The sequence below is a fragment of the Streptomyces sp. NPDC088354 genome (genome assembly GCF_044753585.1).
In the GTDB taxonomy this organism is placed as follows: domain Bacteria; phylum Actinomycetota; class Actinomycetes; order Streptomycetales; family Streptomycetaceae; genus Actinacidiphila.
Genome location: NZ_JBIVNJ010000001.1, coordinates 383887 through 400330 on the forward strand (window position 1 = coordinate 383887; position 16444 = coordinate 400330).

Below are 16444 nucleotides of genomic sequence, written 5' to 3' on the forward strand. Positions count from 1 at the left end.
CAGCATGGGCGCATGAGTACGAGCGAGACCCCGGTCACCGATGGCTTCGAGCAGGCGTTGGACGCGTTGCGGCGGGCGCCGTACGGGGTGGGGGACGAGGCGTTGTGGGAGGTGGAGGGGAGCGTGCTGTGGGAGGCGCGCATGCATTTGGAGGCGTGGGAGCGGGTGGTGCGGGGGCTGGAGGCGGGGCGGGTGACCGCACGGGGGGAGCTGGCGTGCCGGGACGGGGTGGCCGGGCTGGCACGGAAGCTGCCGGGGCCGGTGGCGGAGGTGTACGGGGAGGCCTTGGGGGAGGTCGACGGCCGGTACATGGAGCTGACGCTGGAGGACGACGACGCGCCGGGCGGCGCAAGCGGCTGGTGGTGGGGCCGGCGGCCGCGGGCGGGGTGGGCGTGACAGTGGGGCCGGGCACACTGGTCGTATGTGCCGAAGCGTCAAGACGCTGCGTCCGCCGATGACGACCGACGTGAGTGACGAGGACATCAGGGCGGCCGCCCTCCAGTACGTGCGGAAGATCTCCGGGTTCCGGGCGCCGGCGGCGCACAACCGGGAGGTCTTCGAGGAGGCCGTGGACGCGGTGGCCGCGGCCACGCGGGAGTTGCTCTCCGGGATCGAGGTACGCGGGCAGCAGGCGCCGGCCTAGCGGGGCGTGTCACTCGGGGTGCGTGGGTGATTTCGGTAGGTTGTCGCCTGCTTGCTTCCGTCTGTCCGTCCAACGCTCCACTGGGGTACGCCATGTCCGTTGTCCGCAAGGCCCTCGTCGTCACCGCGCTCACCGCCCTCCTGCTGGCCGGCGCGGTCGTCTGCCAGTCAGCGGCCGGGGAGTGACACGTACTGGTGCAGGCCCGGGATGGTGAGCAGGTTCGCCCGCAGGAGCTGGTTGTAGGTCACGACCTGTGTGAAGAACAGCGGGATCGGGATCGTCAGCCCGGGCGGCAGCGGGGGCGGCATGTCCGGGGTGAAGGTGACGGGCAGCAGCCCGAGCAGGTTGCCGCTCAGCACCCGGGTCAGCAGGACGACCGGGCGGCCCGTGGCCGTGGTGGTGCTCCAGGGGCGGCCGTCGGTCTCCAGTTCGCCCTGGCAGGGTGCCCAGGGCGCGGGCTCGGGTGACACGTGGCCGATCCCGGGCAGGCCGATGTCCAGCATCGGCAGGGCGAGGCCGGGCAGCCCGTGGAAAGGCGGCGTCCAGTTCTCGGCGCGGCCGCGTGCGCAGGCAGGTGAGAGCAGGCCGGCAGTCTGGCGCAGGTTCGCGATGTCGACCCGCCAGGCGGTGAAGACCAGGACGCGCTCGCGGCCGTGCCGCGTGGGGACGCCCGTGATGCCGCGGTACGTCAGCCCGGTCAGCACCAGCAGCGGGGTCAGCACGCGGAAGGGCTGCTCCGCGGCGAGGCCGGGCGGGCGGTAGCGCCCGGCGCCGATGGACAGTTCCAGCGAGACCTGCGGCAGGCACCAGGGGGAGTCCGGCGTGCCGCCGCCGATGCGGATGCGTGGTGGGAGCAGCGACAACGGCGCGTCCATGCCGCGGTCGGCGGGCGGCCGGGGCACGATCAGATCCAGCAGGCTGTCCGGGGTGATCTTGTTGCCGGACAGGATGCCGGTCGGGACGTGCGGCGGCTGCGGCCTCCTCTTCCCCGGGTCGCTGCCGCGAGCCTCCCGTCCGCGCTGCGGCGCCGCGCGCCGGGGGACCCCCTCCGCGCGCGGCGCGGGCGGCGCGGACGGTGCGGCGTGGCGCAGCCCGAGCAGGTCCGACACCGCCCCGAGCAGGCCGCCGCCCCCGGACGACGGTGACGCGGACGGCGAAGGGGACGGCGAAGGGGACAACGGGGGCACCGGTGCCGCCCGGCGCTGCGACGGCACGGGAACGAGCGGGGCGGCCGGGCCGTGCGGGGCCGACCTCGGCGCCGGCGGGCCGATGTCCAGTTTCCCGTGCACCGGCAGCGGCGCCTCCAGCCCGACGCCGAGACGCAGGCCCGCTCGCGCCTCCTTGGCCGTGCCGGTGCCGTGCACGGTGGGGTGGCGTGCCTGGTACAGCCCGTCCAGGACGCCGCAGATCGCCTCGTGCGCGCGCCGGGTCGCCTCCGCGCCGGACGCACCGGACGCGCCGGACGCACCGGACGGCGGCCCTTCGGCCGCATGGTGGTCGTGCGCCGCGGACGCCGCCATCGGCTGCAGGCCCCCGGCCAGCAGCGCCCCGCCCACCGGGATGACGCTCAGGGCCCGCAACCGCGTGACGGTGCCGGCCCGCAGGCCGCGGCTGGTCTCCGGCTGCGGCCCGGCGGGGGGTGCGGCCGGGGGCGCCGCGGGCGGCGGCTCCGGCAGGTCACCCCCCGGGGCGCCGGGCGCCGCAGGGGCGTCCGGCTCCCGCGGGGCCTCCGGATCGTGCGCCGGGCCCGCACCGCCTCCGCCCCCGCCCCAGTCCGGCACCGGCCGTCCCCGTCCCCAGCGGCCGTTCCCGTCGCCGTAGGGCACCCAGCTGACGGCCATCGCTCCGCCCGCCACTCCGAGCAGGAAGCCGATCAGGAAGCCGCCGAAGTTGGACAGCACCAGGGAGGCGACGGAGAAGACCAGGGTGGCGATGCCGGCGAACGTCCGGTAGTGCGGCGCGAACCACATCGTCAGGCCGAGGACGATCAGGAAGACGCCCATGAGCAGGCCGGAGACGCCCGCGATGCCCTCGTGGATCATGAGGGACAGCGGCGCGAGCGGGATGGAGAGGATCTCCAGGCCCGCGAGCAGGGTCCAGAAGCCGGCCCAGAAGGGCCGGGACCGGCGCCAGAGGCGGAAGCGGGACCGGATTTTCCTCGGTGGGATCAAGGCGGCGGGCCCCCTCAGAAGCAGGAGTGGTCGCCGCGCCGCACGGTGAGGTGCAGGTCCGGCAGTCTGAACGTGGCCGCGCTGACGGAGCGCGTGGTCTGGCGGAGGTTGTTGATGACGACCGTGGAGGCCTGCTCGGCGAACGTGCCCGGTGTGCCCTGCACGCCGGGCACGCCGCGCACGGTGCCCGCGTCCTGGCCGATGTTGATGTTCTGGAAGACGGCGTCGCCCCGCAGGTCGTGGGCGTCCGCGATGAGGCGGTCCGCGTGGGCGGGCGTCGAGGTGAGCCGCAGGGTGACCGCGCCCAGTAGCGGGACGTTCTGGACGACGGACTGGCACAGGTGGTGGAGGGTGGCCGAACGGATGCCGGACAGCGCTTCGGGGTAGAGCCCGTCGCGGCCCCGGTCGACGACGCCGAACTGCACGAAGCCGTCGCCTTCGAGCCGGGTGGCGGCGATCTGGAAGCTCTCGCCGGCGACCGGGAAGGAGTTGGCGGAGACCCCGAAGGACGTGGCCAGCGCGCCGGAGGCCATCGTCGCGACGAGAGCGCCGGCGGTGGCGAGTGTCGGCACCATGACGAGGGCGAGCCGCTTCCAGCTGGTGCGGCCGGAGGGACGGGCGTCAGAGGTCTGCACGCCTGGTCAACCGTCGGACAGTCTGATCGGTGGCTCGGTGCGCGGTGGCAATCACCCCGACGGCGGTACGCGCTCGCCCATTCGGGTCAGGGCACGCCTCAGAAGCAGGGTTGCGCGCCCTTCTTCACGGTCAGGTGCAGGCCGTTGAGCCGGAAGGTGGCGGCGTTGATCGAACGTGTGGTCTGCCGCAGGTGGTCGATGCGGACGCTGTCGGCCTGCTGCCCGAAGGCGCCGGAGGGGCCCTTGGCGCGGCCGTCGCCGGGCAGCTGGGCGGCGTCCGCGCCGATCTGGATGTTGCGGAACGTCGCGTCGCCCTCCAGGGCGTCCGTGTCGACGATCAGCTGGTCGGCGTGGACGGGCTTGCTGCCGCCGCCCGCCTTGATCAGCATGGTGACCTTGCCGATGCCGGGGAGGGAGCTGACCACCGACTGGCACAGGTTGTGCAGTTCCGCGGAGCCGATCGCGGAGACGGCCTCGGGGAAGTCGCCGCGGGCGGAGGAGTCGACGGCGAGGTACTGGGTGAATCCCGTGCCTTCCAGGGAGTCCGCGGCCACCTGGAAGCTCTGGCCTGACAGCGTGGCGGTCGTCGGCGATATCGCCAGTGAGACCGGTACCGCGCCGGCGCCTATCCCGGCCACGAGCGCGGCCGAGACGGCCAGCGTCGGGACGAGGGCGATCGCCATCCGTTTCCAGCTGGTCCGGCCGGAAGGGCGGTGGCGGGGGCTGGGCGAGCTGCTCGTGTGGGGGCTCACATCGCCATTGCAACCCCGGCCGGGGACCCCGGCAACCGCAGTCGATCGCCGGCCGCGGGCGTGGGCGCGCCCGGGATCAGCGGTGGCGGCCGCCCTGCGAGTACGGGTAGGGGCGCGGCTGCTGCCAGTACGGGGCGGGGGCCTGGGCAGGGGCCGGGGTCTGGGCCTGAGCCGGGCCCTCCGGCGCCGCCGGTGAAGGTTGCGGGGGCAGCTGCTGCCCCCACCCCCCGCCCGCCCCGTACGCCGCCGACCCCCACTGCGGAGCGCCCCACTGAGGTGCCCCCCACTGCGGGGCTCCCCAGCGCGGAGCCCCGTAGGGCGCGGCCCCGTACGGGGCCGCGGGACGCTGCCCCCAGGCGTACACGGCGGGGTACGGCGGGCGGATGGTGTGGGCCGCATGGGTGAGTGCCGGCTGGGCGACGGTCTTGCGCTCCCAGAGGTGGTGCAGGAGTTCCTGCTCCCGCGCGTGGAAGTCGGGACCGGCGGCGCCGCGGTTGGCGCGGGCCCGCAGGAAGGCCAGCGAGGTGGCGAAGGAGACGTACTCGCGCACGGTACGGGCGGCGGCCGGGCCCTGCGCGCGGCGGGCGGCGGCGCGGGCCAGCGAGCGCCCCCTCATGGAGCCGATGGCGAGGGGTTCCGGCAGGGTCAGCCAGCCGGCCACGGCGTACAGCGGGAGCTGGGTGCGGATGGTCTTGAGCTCGTGGGAACGGGACCAGATCGCGAGCCAGACCAGCAGGCCGAACAGCGGGATCATCAGCGTCGCGTACACGGCGAGGAAGCCCAGCGGGCCGAAGGATGCGGAGCCGTTCCAGGTGCCGTGCAGCGTCATCGCGAGCAGCCAGCCGCCGATCGGGGCGAGCCAGCGGCGGGCCCGGCCGGGGCGGGAGGTCGCGGCGATGCCGAAGCCTATGCCGGTCAGCGAGGTGAACAGCGGGTGGGCGAACGGCGTCATCACGATCCGGACCACGAACATCGCGGCGGTGGTGGGGCCGACGCCCCCGCCGCCCAGCGCCTGGTCCTCGGCGAAGCCCGAGCCGAGGTAGAGGATGTTCTCGGTGAAGGCGAAGCCGGTGGCGGTGAGTCCGGCTATGACGACCCCGTCCACGACGCCGGTGAAGTCACGGCGGCGGAAGAGGAAGAGCAGCAGGATCGCGGTGCCCTTGGTGCTCTCCTCCACGAAGGGGGCGACGAAGGTCGCGCCCCAGCTGTCGCTCTGCGCGGGGCTTGCGGTGAAGGTCGAGGCCAGCAGTTCGGTCGCGTACTCGTTGGCGAGGATGGCGACCAGCGTGGCGGCGCACGCACCCCAGGCGAAGGCGAAGACGGCGTTCCGCAGCGGGGTGGGCTCGACGCGGTCCAGCCACAGGAAGGCGCCGCCGAGCAGCGGCACGGGCAGGATCGCGAGGGCGAGGCCGACGAGGAAGCCCTCGGTGCCGGTCTGCCGCCGCACCAGGGCCAGGATGATCACTCCGCACAGCGCGAGCACCGAGAAGAGCACCACCAGGCGCAGCGTCCGGTTCTCCCAGAAGTGGCGGCGCGGCTTGTAGCGCCACTGGCCGGGTGCGGGCAGCGCGAAACTCGGTTCGTGCCGGCGTTCCGGGTACTCGGGGACGTCCGGGTGGGCCGCCGGGCCCGGCAGGGGCGGGTCGGGCGAATGCGAGTACGAGGACACCCAACGACCTTACGGGGGAGTGGTTGCGGCGCGCGACGGTGTTTCGCACAACGTCACTGGTGAGCCACAACGATCGCCCTGTGTCCGGCCGACGTCAACAGGTGCTACCGGCGGGTGAAGACCAGGTCGTTGACGACGTGGCCCTTGGCGATGCCCTGCCGCTCGAACTTGGTCATCGGCCGGTGCTCCGGGCGCGGCCGCGCGTAGCCCTCCCCGTGGGCGTTGACGAGGTGCGGGTCGGCGGTGAGCACCTCGAGCATCTGCTCGGCGTACGGCTCCCAGTCGGTCGCGCAGTGCACGGTCGCGCCGGGCCGCAGCCGCGAGACGGCCAGGGCCACGAACTCGGGCTGGATCATGCGCCGCTTGTGGTGCCGCGCCTTGGGCCAGGGGTCGGGGAAGAAGACCCGCAGCCCGGCCAGTGAGCCGGGGGCGAGCATGTCGCGCAGCAGGATGACGGCGTCGCCGTTGGCGACCCGGATGTTGGACAGGCCGTTCCGCTCGGCGAGACGGATGAGGTTGCCCTGCCCGGGGGTGTGCACGTCCGCCGCGAGGATCCCGGTGCCGGGATCGGCGGCGGCCATGGCCGCGGTGGCGTCGCCCATGCCGAAGCCGATCTCCAGGACCACCGGGCGGTCGTCGGCGAGGTCCGCGTCGGCGAAGAGTTCGCCGAGGTCCAGCGGGCTGCCGTCGATGTCGACGCCCCAGTCCGCCCAGTGCCGTTCCAGCGCCGCCTGCTGCCCGTGGGTGACCCGGCCGCGGCGGGGGTGGAAGGTGCGGATGCGCTGCTCGGTGTGCGCGTCCGGATGCGGGTGGGAGGCGGGGCCGCCCGGGAAGTGGGGGGTGTGGGGCTTGTACATGGTGCGTCGATTTTACGTGTGCCCCGCGGCTTCCAGTGCCCGCCGGGCGATCTCCCGGCCGATCGGCAGCGACGCGGTCGCGGCGGGCGACGGGGCGTTGAGCACGTGCACGAAGGGGCCGCTGCCCGCGAAGAGGAAGTCGTCCACGAGTTCCCCGTCGCGCAGGACCGCCTGGGCCCGTACACCAGCGGCGGACGGCACGAGGTCGGCGGCGGTCACCTCGGGCAGCAGCCGGCGCACCTCGTCGGTGAACGCCCGCTTCGACAGCGACCGGCGCAGCTCGCCCGCCTCGTACCGCCAGTGCCGGCGGGCGATCCGCCAGGTGCCGGGGAACAGGGCCGTCTCCAGCAGGTCGCGCGCGCTGACCGTGCGCCGCCGGTAGCCCTCGCGGGCCGGGGCGGGCACCGCGTTGGGGCCGATGTGCACGGTGCCGTCGATGCCGCGGGTCAGATGGACGCCGAGGAAGGGGAACGCGGGGTCGGGCACCGGGTAGACCAGGCCGCGCACCAGCCGGCTGCGGGCCGGGGCCAGCTCGTAGTACTCGCCGCGGAACGGCACGATCCGCACCCCGGTGGTGTCGTCGCCGGCCAGCCGCGCGATCCGGTCGGACTGCAGGCCGGCGCAGTTGACGAGCGCCTTCGCGCGGATCGGGGGTCCGGCGGCTGGTTCGACGATCACGGTGCCGCCGTCGCGGTGCACCGCCCGGACCTCGGTGCCGTACGCCGTGCGCGCCTCGCCGGACTCGGTGGCCAGGCGGGCCATCGCCTCCGCGACCGCGGTGAAGTCGCACACCCCGGTGGTGCCGACGTGGATGGCGGCGAGGCCCGCGACGTGCGGTTCGCGTTCGGCGATCTGGGCGGGGCCCAGTTCGCGGACCGGGATGTCGTTCGTCCGGCCGCGCTGCACCAGGGCGTGCAGCCGGGGCAGCTCCTCGCGCGCGGTGGCGACGATCAGCTTGCCGGTGACCTCGTGCGGGATGTCGTGCCGGGCGCAGAACTTCACCATCTCGGCGGCGCCCTGCGTCGCGTAGCGCGCCTTGAGCGAGCCGGGGCGGTAGTAGATGCCGCTGTGGATCACGCCGCTGTTGTGGCCGGTCTGGTGCCGGGCCGGGCCCGGTTCCTTGTCCAGCACGGCCACGGTCGTGCGGGGCGACGCACGGGTGATCGCGTACGCGGTGGCCAGGCCGACGATGCCGGCGCCGATCACGACGACGTCCGCGGTGTCCATGCGCGCGGTCACCTCCCGCTTGAGGCTTGGCCCGCCCGCGCCCCCGTCAAACCTGCGAGCGGACCGGTGTGACGTGGTTGTCCCGCGGACGGCGACGGCCGCCGCACCGGGAGCGGTGCGGCGGCCGTCGTGACCTGCTGTGCGGGCGTCAGGCAGCGGACTTGCGGCGGACGACCACCACGATCGCGGTGCCCAGGCCGAGCGTGAGGAGCGCGGCACCGCCGATGGTCAGCGCGCCGCCGGCGCCGGTGAACGCGAGGCCGCCGCCCCCGGAGTCGCCCCCGGAGGAGGCCGAACCGCTGTCGCCGGACGTGCCGCCCGAGACGGACGAGCCGTCGTCGGAGGAGGACGGGCTCGCGCTCGGGCTCGGCGACGTGCCGCCGGAGGTCGATCCGTCCGTCGACGAGCCGTCGTCGTCGCGGGGGTTCAGGACGATCCACGCGGTGTTGTTGGACTGGTTGGGCTCGACCGGGTTGTTCCAGGCCGGCAGCGTGATCTTGGCCTTGGCGTTCTCCACGACCGTGTCGATGCGCAGCTCGAACGGGAAGGAGAGCTTCGTGTTCTCCAGGAGCGGGGTGTCCACCCAGCACAGGTAGCCCTTGACACCCTCGTTGAGGGTGGTGGAGCGGCAGCTGCTCGGGCTCTTGGTCACCTTGGCGCCCGCGGGCACGCCGACCGTGAAGCCGAGCGGCTCACCGCCGGAGCGCAGCGCGCTGATCCAGGCGGGGCCGTCGTTGCGGAACCCGATGTCCGCCTTCACCGTGTCGCCCGCCCCGCCCCGCGCGGTGGCGCCGGTCAGCACGAGGTCGTAGGTGTTGTGGCTGGGCAGGTCCAGCTCGGAGTAGCGGGTGTAGTCGCCGGCCGGGGCGCCCGGGACCTCCTTGAGGGTCAGCGGTGCGCCGGTGCCGGGCGTGTAGTCGTCGCCCGTCAGCAGGGCCTTGGCCTTCTGCGCGCTGACCGCGGAGAAGCCGTAGCTGAAGACGTCGCCGAGCGCGTAGCCGGCCGTCTTCACCTTCAGCGGCTCGGCCAGGGCGTACGCCGTGCCGGGCTTGTAGACCCCGTCGAAGGTGCAGATCGCGTCCGTGCCCTGGTACAGCAGCGACCCGTCGGTGGTCTGCTTGTAGGCGCAGTTGCCGTAGCTGTCGGGGAAGCTCAGCCCGCGTGAGCCGTGGAAGCGCAGGACGGCGCCGTCGGCGGCCATGCCGCCGGCGTTGCGGAACCCGACCGGGGCGTCGTAGGTGTCGCCCGCGGCGAAGCCCTTGGGCTCGGTCAGGCTGCGGCCCAGGAGCTCGGGGCCGCCGACGAGCACGTCGATGGTGAGCGGCGTGAAGGCGACGCCCTCGCCCTCGCCGGTGACCTTGATGGAGCCGAAGTCCCCCGCCTCGCTCTGGCTGTCGAGGTCCAGCCGGATGCCGCCGAGGCGGTTGGCCAGCTCGCCGGCATTGATGGTGTTGCCCTCGCAGACGGCGGTCAGACCGCTCGACGCGCAGGGCAGCTTGACGGCCGCGACGCCGGCGAGCGCCGTGGCGTCGATCCTGATCTTGTACTCGCCCTCGTGGACGACCGGGATCACGCCGTCGTCGCCCGGCTCGTCGTCGCCGGGTGCCGCGAGGCGCAGGGTGACCTGCGGCTCGCTCGGGTCGTCGTCGCCGCCCTGGAGCGAGAGGTCGACGCGGTTCGCGCCGGTGATGGTGACCGGCAGCGGGGTGCCGTCGGCGGCGACGGCGGGCGCGGCGGCTCCGAACCCGGCGGCCAGGACAGCGACCGCCGCGAGCGCGCGGGCTGCCCGGGGGACGGAACTGCGGACGGAACGTCTCATCAACGCTTCCTTGTCGGGTCTCGGTATACCTCGTGTGTGCCGTCCTGGGCACACGTCCTTCAGACCCGCGGAACACCGGCTTCGTTGTACATGGACGCGTCACAGAAACATCACAGCTGACCGGCGCGCCCGTCCGCGCACGGCGGAAGGGCCCCACGCCGGTGGGGCCCTTCCGTGCGAAGCGTGCCGAGGAGTGCCGCCCGGCCGCGGGCTACGTGGTGAAGGAGAAGTACTTCCAGGCGCCGTAGGTCGTGGAGTTCACGGTGTCGCCCGAGGAGCCGTTGACGTACGAGGAGCGCACGCGCATCCGGAAACCGGTCTCGTGCGTACCGGTCAGGGTCACGACGGACTTGCCGTTGGTGCCGAGCGCGAAGTACTGCGATCCCCCGTCGTACCACCGGCCCTGGTAGGAGAACTCCAGGTTCAGCCGCTGCGCGCGGCCCTTGTAGTACGTCATGGTCGTGGTGAAGACCGGGTTGGTCTTCTTGTGGAAGTACGCGTAGGAAGTGGAGCCGATCTTCGCCGTCTTGTACTGCTTGGCGATCGTCGTCGCCACCCTCACCTTGGCGTACGCCGTGGCCGTGACCGTCCTGGAGGCCGAGCGGGCGTCACCGGCGAAGACCGCCGTCACCGTGATGTCGCGGGTCATGTCCACGGTGACGGACAGGTTGCCCTTGGAGTTGACCTTGCCCGTCCGCACCAGCTTCTTCGGCTTGTCCGGACCGAACGGGTCTGCCCAGATCTGCACCGTGCGGTTCTGGTACGTGGATCCCAGGTGCGCGGTGAACGAGACGTCGGCGCCGTACGCGTACAGCGTGCCGTTGTGGTTGAGGCTCAAGGAGGTGGCGGCCCGTGAGACGGCGACCGTGTCCTTGCCCGACGCCGGCGCGTGCGTGGCGTCGCCCGCGTACTGCGCGGTGTAGGTGACGTTGCCGCCGGCCGGCGGTATGTCCGTGAAGGAGAACGCGCCGGAGGAGCTGACCGTCTTCGTTCCGAGCGACTTGCCCTTGGGCGAGACGATGTCGGTGCGGGTGACGGTGACCTTCGCACCGGACGGGAAGGACTTGGCGGAGGCCAGCTTGCCGGTGACGCTGAGCTTCTTCGCCCGGGTCGCCTTGGCCGGCGCCGAGACGGTCGCCTTGACCGGGTAGCGGGTCGCGTTGTCCAGGACCCGCAGATAGGTGCCGCTGTAGCCGTTCGCGAGGGCGAACAGCTTGCTTCCGTCCGGGGCCCAGGCCAGCCCCTGGCCGACGATGGTGTCGCCGCCCGCGGTGCCCTGGCCGTACGTGTAGGTGCGGTAGGGCGTCTTCGCACCGGGTTTGAAGACGTAGATGTCCTTGTCGTACCAACTGAACGCGGACACGGCGATCGTGCCGTCCGCCGCGATCGCGGCGGAGTTCGGGTTGGCCGCCTCGACCGGGTAGGCACCGGTGCGGCTGAGGTCGTCGGTGTTGATCGCGGTCGCCGCATAGGGCATTTCGCCGGAGGCGGCGACGATCTTCTTGGCGTCGCCGCTGAGTGCGAAGTCGCTCATGTAGTTGTCGGCCTCGGCCGGCATGCCCTGCTTGCGCAGTACGGGGGCGCCGGAGGACACGTCGTACACGGCGAGACCCGACCACGTGCCGTGGACGCCGATCACCAGGGTGTTCCCGGCCGACTCCAACTCGGGGGCGTCGTAGAAGCCCACGCCCGGGAGCTGGTCGAGAGCGATCTCCGGGGTGCCCGACGCGGGGTCGAACGATCCCAGGTGGTGGGACGGTTGCTGCCCGTACATGAACCAGACCCGGCCGCCCGCGACCGCCAGCGTCTGCGGGTCGGTGTTCTCCCCGGTCGGGTAGTGCGCCGCCGCGGTGGCGGTGGACGTCTCGATGGCCACGACCGCGTCCTCACCCGGGACGGCCGCGTAGACGGTGCGCGAGTCGGGCGTGATCGCCAGGTCCCGCACCCCGGGCAGATTCGGCACGGTCGCCACGGGCTTGCCCGTGTAGTCGGTGACGACGACCTTGTTGCCGTCGGGGTCGCTGATGTAGACCCGCTTGTGGGCGCCGTCCACGGCGATGTCGCCGTACGAGGCGATGGGCAGGGCCTTGCTGGAGTCCGCCGCGGCGGGACTCACGGTGCCGGCGACCAGGGCCGCCGAGCTGAACACGACCGCGAGCGCGGTCGAGGCGGTGCGCGTGCGCACGGTGATGTGTACCCCCACTGAGAGCCCGGTGGACGCACCGGGTGCCGAACCGGGCCGCGCGACGCCTGCACGCCGTCCGTGTGGGGACGATGTGAAGGGCGCGGCCGCAGGGCAGCGTATGTCACTGCCACGACAGAGGGGGAGCGGGTTTCCGCGGGGTGGTGGGGAGCGGCCCCGCCGCGCCGGGAGAGCCGGTCAGGGCGGGGAACAGCCACCCCGGCCCGCGAAGGAAGGCGTGCCGGGGTGCGTGACGACGCCTCCTACGCCGGCGCCGCCAGCAGCGGACGCGCCCGCTCCCGCAACTCCGCGACCCGCGGCTCGTTGCCGTACGGCTCCAGCCGGTGCAGCAGGTCCCGCACGTACTCGGTGGTGCGGGCCGAGGAGATCCGCCCGGCGACCTCGACCGCCTTGACCCCGGCCGCGCAGGCCGCGTCCAGGTTGCCGGACTCCAGCTCCGCGACGGCCGAGACGACCAGTCGCAGCCCGTGCGAGCGCACGAACTCCTCGGTGGGCCGGGCGAGTGCCGTCTCGGTGAACCGCCGCACCTGGCCGGGCACCTTGAGATCGCGGTAGCACTCCGCGGCGTCCGCGGCGAGCCGGTCGTAGGAGTAGAAACCGAGCCAGGCCGGGTCCGCGTCGCCGTCGCGGGCGCGGTCGAGCCAGGACTCGGCGGCGGCCAGCGCGGCCGCGCAGGCGTGGCTCTCCCCGGCCTTGGCGTGGGCGCGGGCCTCGACCAGATGGAAGAACGACATCGTGCGCGCCGTGGCCAGCCCGCGGTTGCGCTCCAGGGCCGCCTGGGCGAGGTCGACGCCCTCGTCGGCGAAGCCGCGGTAGGTGGCCTGCAGCGACATCGACGCCAGGACGTAGCCCCCGAGGGGGACGTCGGCCGCGGCGCGGGCGAGCCGCAGCGCCTGGATGTAGTACCGCTGAGCGGCCTCCTGCTGTCCGGTGTCGAAGGCCATCCACCCGGCCAGCCGGGTGAGTTCGGCCGTGGCGCCGAACAGCGACCGGCCGACGTCGTCGGAGTACGAGCCGAGCAGCAGCGGCGCCGCCTCGACCCGCAGGCACTCCGAGACCATGCCCGAACGCCAGTCGCCGCCGCCGTACTTGGAGTCCCAGCGGCGCGCGTCCTCCGCGGCCTCGCGGAGCTTGCCGACGTCGGAGTGGCCGACGTGGTGCGTGCCCGGGGCCGGGTCCTCGCGGGCGACGCGGGCGTCGGCCGGGGTTATCAGCCAGCGGGAGGCGGGCGTGACGTAGGCGCTGACCGCGAACGAGCCGGCCAGGCTCTGCCAGATGCCGCCGCCGCCCGGGCCGCGCCGACCGGGGTCGAGCTTCCACAGGTCGGTCGCCGACTTCACCGCCTCCCCGATGTCGCGCGGGAAGGCGAGGCCCACCTCGGGCGCGGGGTCGGCGTCGGCCAGGCCGATCTCGTGCAGTGGCACGGGGCGGCCGAGCTTGCTGCCGATGGCGGCCGCGATGAGGTGCGGGGCGGCGCCCTGCGGGACCATGCCCTTGGTCACCCAGCGGGCGACCGAGGTCTTGTCGTACCGCAGGGTCAGCCCGCGCTGGGCACCCAGGTCGTTGACCCGGCGGGCGAGTCCAGCGTTGCTGATGCCGGCCAGGGCGAGAAGGGTGCCGAGTTTCTCGTTGGGCCCTCGGGGTTCTTTGGTCATGACCACTACCGCCTCTCGCCGTAAGCGCGAGGGCCGTGTACGCCTGCCACGTCTGTCACACCCTCTCGACGCACCACAACGGCCGCCCCGGCGTCTCTTGTGGAGACGAGCGGGGACCGCCGCCGCCCGAGGGCATGCGCCGGACCCCGAGCCGCCGGGACCTTCGCTTCTCGGGTGAACCCAGGGTAGTTCTCCGCATCCCGACCGTTAAGAGCTGTTGTCCCGGATGGCGAGATTCCTGCCCTGAATGCGGCCTCGCGACTCCTGCTGGTGGCGCGTGCTACCGGCGTATGCGGCCGTGCGCCCATCCGCGCGCTCTGTGCCGATTCGTACGGTGGCGCTTCCATGGTGCCGTGGGTCGGCCCGCGGCTCTCATGTGCGGCTATGGGGGGCAGCAGCGGGCCAGGGGGCTCCGCCACCACAATCCCCGCGGGTGGCGGACCGGTCCGGGGGGCGTGCCGCGCCTCCCGGACCGCGCCGCCCACATGGCACACAACGGACGAATGCGGGCTGGTGGGACATTGGCCTGAAAACGACGTTTCAAGTCCGTCGGTGTGTGTGAAGTGGCTCTGATCAGCGGGGAGTTGGGCCTAAACGGCCCCTCGCCGGACCGTGCGTCGCACGGGGCCCGGCGCTCGACCATGCCCTCATGCGCCTCCTTTCGCGCCGCTCCGTGGCAGCATGTTCCCCGGACGGAGCGGCAGTTCGGCCTGCCGCGGGGGCCAGTTGTCCACGAAGAGGCCCCCCTGGTCCACAACCTGTGGAGGCGGGCGATGCGGTGGCTGGTCGGCTGGAGCAACGCCGCGGTGGGCCAGGTCCCCGGGGCGCGCGGCCGCACACTGCTTCCGGTGGGCGCCCAACTCCTGTGGAGTGACCCCGATCCGCTGTGGGCCGTGGGGGACTGGCGCGCCGACGAGGTGCGCCTGGTACACGCCGAGAACGGCTCCGTCGCCCGGCTGGCCGTGCTGGGCCGTTGCGCCGCCTCCGACGCCGACCTGCGGGTCGGGCTCTTCGCGGCGCGCGGCGGCGCGCTGCGCCACCTGACCACCTGGGCCGGCAGCTACACGTGCGTCCTGCAGATAGGGCGCCGGATCACCGTGCTCGGCGATCTCGCGGGCGCCCGGCCGGTGTTCCACACCCGGTGGGCGCGCGGCACCGCGTACGCCACGGCGGCGCTCCCACTGGCCGACCTGACCGAGGCCGCGCTCGACGTCACGTACCTGGCGGCGCTGCTCGCCTGCCCGGACTCCCCCGAGGCGCTGGGCGACGGCACGCCGTACGCGGGCGTGCGCCGGGTGCCGCCGGGGCACGCGCTGATCCTGCGGGAGGCGGTGCCCGAGGTGAGCGGTTACGAGCCGACCGCCTCCCTGGCGGTGGCCGGAACTCCCGCCGCCCATGTGCCGCCGGAGCGAGCGATCGCCGGCGTGCGGGACGCCCTGGTGGACGCGGTGCGCGCCCGGCTGGCACAGCCCCGCTTCGTACCGGAGCCCGGCGAGGAACCGGCGCCCGGTGTGGGCTCCGACCTGTCCGGCGGCAGCGCCTCCTCCACGCTCGCCCTGCTGGCGGCGGGACTGCCCGGCATGCCCGGCACCCCACTGGGGCACGGCGCGGCGGCCGGCCAGCGGCTGCTCGCGGTCACCTTCAACGACCTCACCGCGGGCGGCGGTCCGGCCCGTGAGGCCGAGCTGGAGCGGGCCCGCGCCCTGGCCGCCGACCCGCGCCTGCACCACGTGGTCGTGCCCGGCGGCGCGCGGGCGCTGCCCTACGCCGACCTCGACGCCGTCCCCCTCACCGACGAACCCGGACCCTCCCTGGTGGCCGCCGGACGGCACCGGCTGCGCCTCGCGGCGGGCGGCGCCGACCACCTCGTCGGGCACGGCGCCCGCCAGGTGCTCGACGCGCACCCGGCGCGCCTGGCCGACCTGCTGCTGGACCGGCGCCGCCGCAGCCTGCTGAGACCTGTCACGGCCCTCGCCCGCGCCGACGGGCCCGCGGGCCGCTCGGTGTTCGTCCCGTTCACGGTCTACCGCGCGGCGCGGCGGCTGGCCCGCACGAGTTATCAACAGGGTGTGCAGAACGCCGCCGCACAGCTGATGGCACGCCGCTTCGACGAGCACGCCGGCCCTCTCCAGGCCTCCCTGGCGGCGCTCGCGTGGTGCCGTCCGGGCCCGGCGGCGCGCTGGCTCACCGGCGAGGCGCTGGCTGAAGTATCGGTTCGCCTGCAGGAGGCGGCCGCCCGCCCCCGTACCGCGGTCGAACGCCCCGGTGAGCGCCGGGCGCAGTCCGCGCTCGCCCGGCACGCCGCCGACCACCGCGTCTTCGAGCAGGCCGCGGAAGTGCGCAGCCAGCGGATCCACGCCCCCTTTCTCGACAACCAGGTCGTCCGCGCCTGCCGCGCGCTCCCCGAGACCCTGCGCGTCCAGCCCGGTGCCCGGGCCACGGTGCTGCGCTCGGTCCTGGAGGGCGCGGGCATCCGCGACCTCCCCCCGGGGTGGGGCGCCACCTCCCAGGTCTCCGCGGCCGCCGCCGCCCGCACCGGTCTGCGCGCCTCCGTCGACGGCCTCCTCGACCTCTTCGACGCGCCGCTCCTCGCCGACGCCGGCCTCGTCGAGGCCGGCGTCGTCCGCGCCGCCCTGCGCGCGGCCGCGGGCGGGGAGGCCGTCGCCACCGACGGCCTCGCCGAACTGGTCGCCACCGAGGTGTGGTTGCGGCGGCTCCTGGCCCGCCGCGGCTCCTGCTGGACCGGCACCGACGCCCCTGCGCAGCGCGCCGTCGCGGGCGGCGTGCACCGCCTCCCGCTCTGAGCGTCACGT

At 73.9% G+C, this 16444-nt stretch carries 12 protein-coding genes; 3 read left to right on the forward strand and 9 right to left on the reverse strand.

The annotated features are described in order from the left end of the window. Positions 1-12 precede the first annotated feature (12 nt). Together ACIP98_RS01865 and ACIP98_RS01870 are read left to right on the forward strand one after the other, a co-directional pair. Positions 13-396, forward strand: a complete 384-nt coding sequence (locus ACIP98_RS01865; protein ID WP_319660312.1) for a hypothetical protein — start codon at positions 13-15, stop codon at positions 394-396. 25 nt (positions 397-421) lie between these two features. After that, positions 422-643, forward strand: a complete 222-nt coding sequence (locus ACIP98_RS01870; protein WP_401973191.1) for a DUF2277 domain-containing protein — start codon at positions 422-424, stop codon at positions 641-643. A 167-nt stretch (positions 644-810) separates the two neighbouring features. Here the strand turns inward: ACIP98_RS01870 and ACIP98_RS01875 are convergent, their stop codons facing one another. The 9 genes from ACIP98_RS01875 to ACIP98_RS01915 form a co-directional block, all read right to left on the reverse strand. After that, a complete protein-coding gene (locus ACIP98_RS01875) occupies positions 811-2814 on the reverse strand; it encodes a DUF6114 domain-containing protein (RefSeq protein ID WP_401973193.1) in 2004 nt (667 codons plus the stop codon). A 14-nt stretch (positions 2815-2828) separates the two neighbouring features. After that, on the reverse strand, positions 2829-3449 hold the full coding sequence (locus ACIP98_RS01880; RefSeq protein ID WP_401973195.1) for a DUF6230 family protein: 621 nt from the start codon (positions 3447-3449) through the stop codon (positions 2829-2831). Positions 3450-3547: 98 nt separating this feature from the next. Beyond that, on the reverse strand, positions 3548-4132 hold the full coding sequence (locus ACIP98_RS01885) for a DUF6230 family protein (RefSeq protein ID WP_401973196.1): 585 nt from the start codon (positions 4130-4132) through the stop codon (positions 3548-3550). 145 nt (positions 4133-4277) lie between these two features. Beyond that, entirely contained in the window at positions 4278-5870 is a 1593-nt protein-coding gene (locus ACIP98_RS01890) for a PrsW family glutamic-type intramembrane protease (protein WP_319660317.1), read from the reverse strand. Between the two features lie 104 nt (positions 5871-5974). Then, positions 5975-6727: a tRNA (guanosine(46)-N7)-methyltransferase TrmB gene (trmB, locus tag ACIP98_RS01895; RefSeq protein ID WP_319660318.1), complete on the reverse strand. Its 753-nt coding sequence runs from the start codon at positions 6725-6727 to the stop codon at positions 5975-5977. Positions 6728-6739: 12 nt separating this feature from the next. After that, positions 6740-7954, reverse strand: a complete 1215-nt coding sequence (gene lhgO / locus ACIP98_RS01900; RefSeq protein ID WP_401973199.1) for an L-2-hydroxyglutarate oxidase — start codon at positions 7952-7954, stop codon at positions 6740-6742. Between the two features lie 148 nt (positions 7955-8102). After that, positions 8103-9773 (reverse strand): hypothetical protein, encoded by a 1671-nt coding sequence (locus tag ACIP98_RS01905; RefSeq protein ID WP_319660320.1) that lies wholly within the window; start codon positions 9771-9773, stop codon positions 8103-8105. Between the two features lie 211 nt (positions 9774-9984). After that, on the reverse strand, positions 9985-11958 hold the full coding sequence (locus ACIP98_RS01910; protein WP_319660321.1) for an Ig-like domain repeat protein: 1974 nt from the start codon (positions 11956-11958) through the stop codon (positions 9985-9987). A 260-nt stretch (positions 11959-12218) separates the two neighbouring features. Beyond that, on the reverse strand, positions 12219-13631 hold the full coding sequence (locus ACIP98_RS01915; RefSeq protein WP_319660322.1) for an MFS transporter: 1413 nt from the start codon (positions 13629-13631) through the stop codon (positions 12219-12221). Positions 13632-14404: 773 nt separating this feature from the next. Between ACIP98_RS01915 and ACIP98_RS01920 the strand changes: the two genes are divergently transcribed. Continuing rightward, positions 14405-16435, forward strand: coding sequence for an asparagine synthase-related protein (locus ACIP98_RS01920; protein ID WP_401973201.1), 2031 nt, complete (start codon positions 14405-14407; stop codon positions 16433-16435). Positions 16436-16444 lie beyond the last annotated feature (9 nt).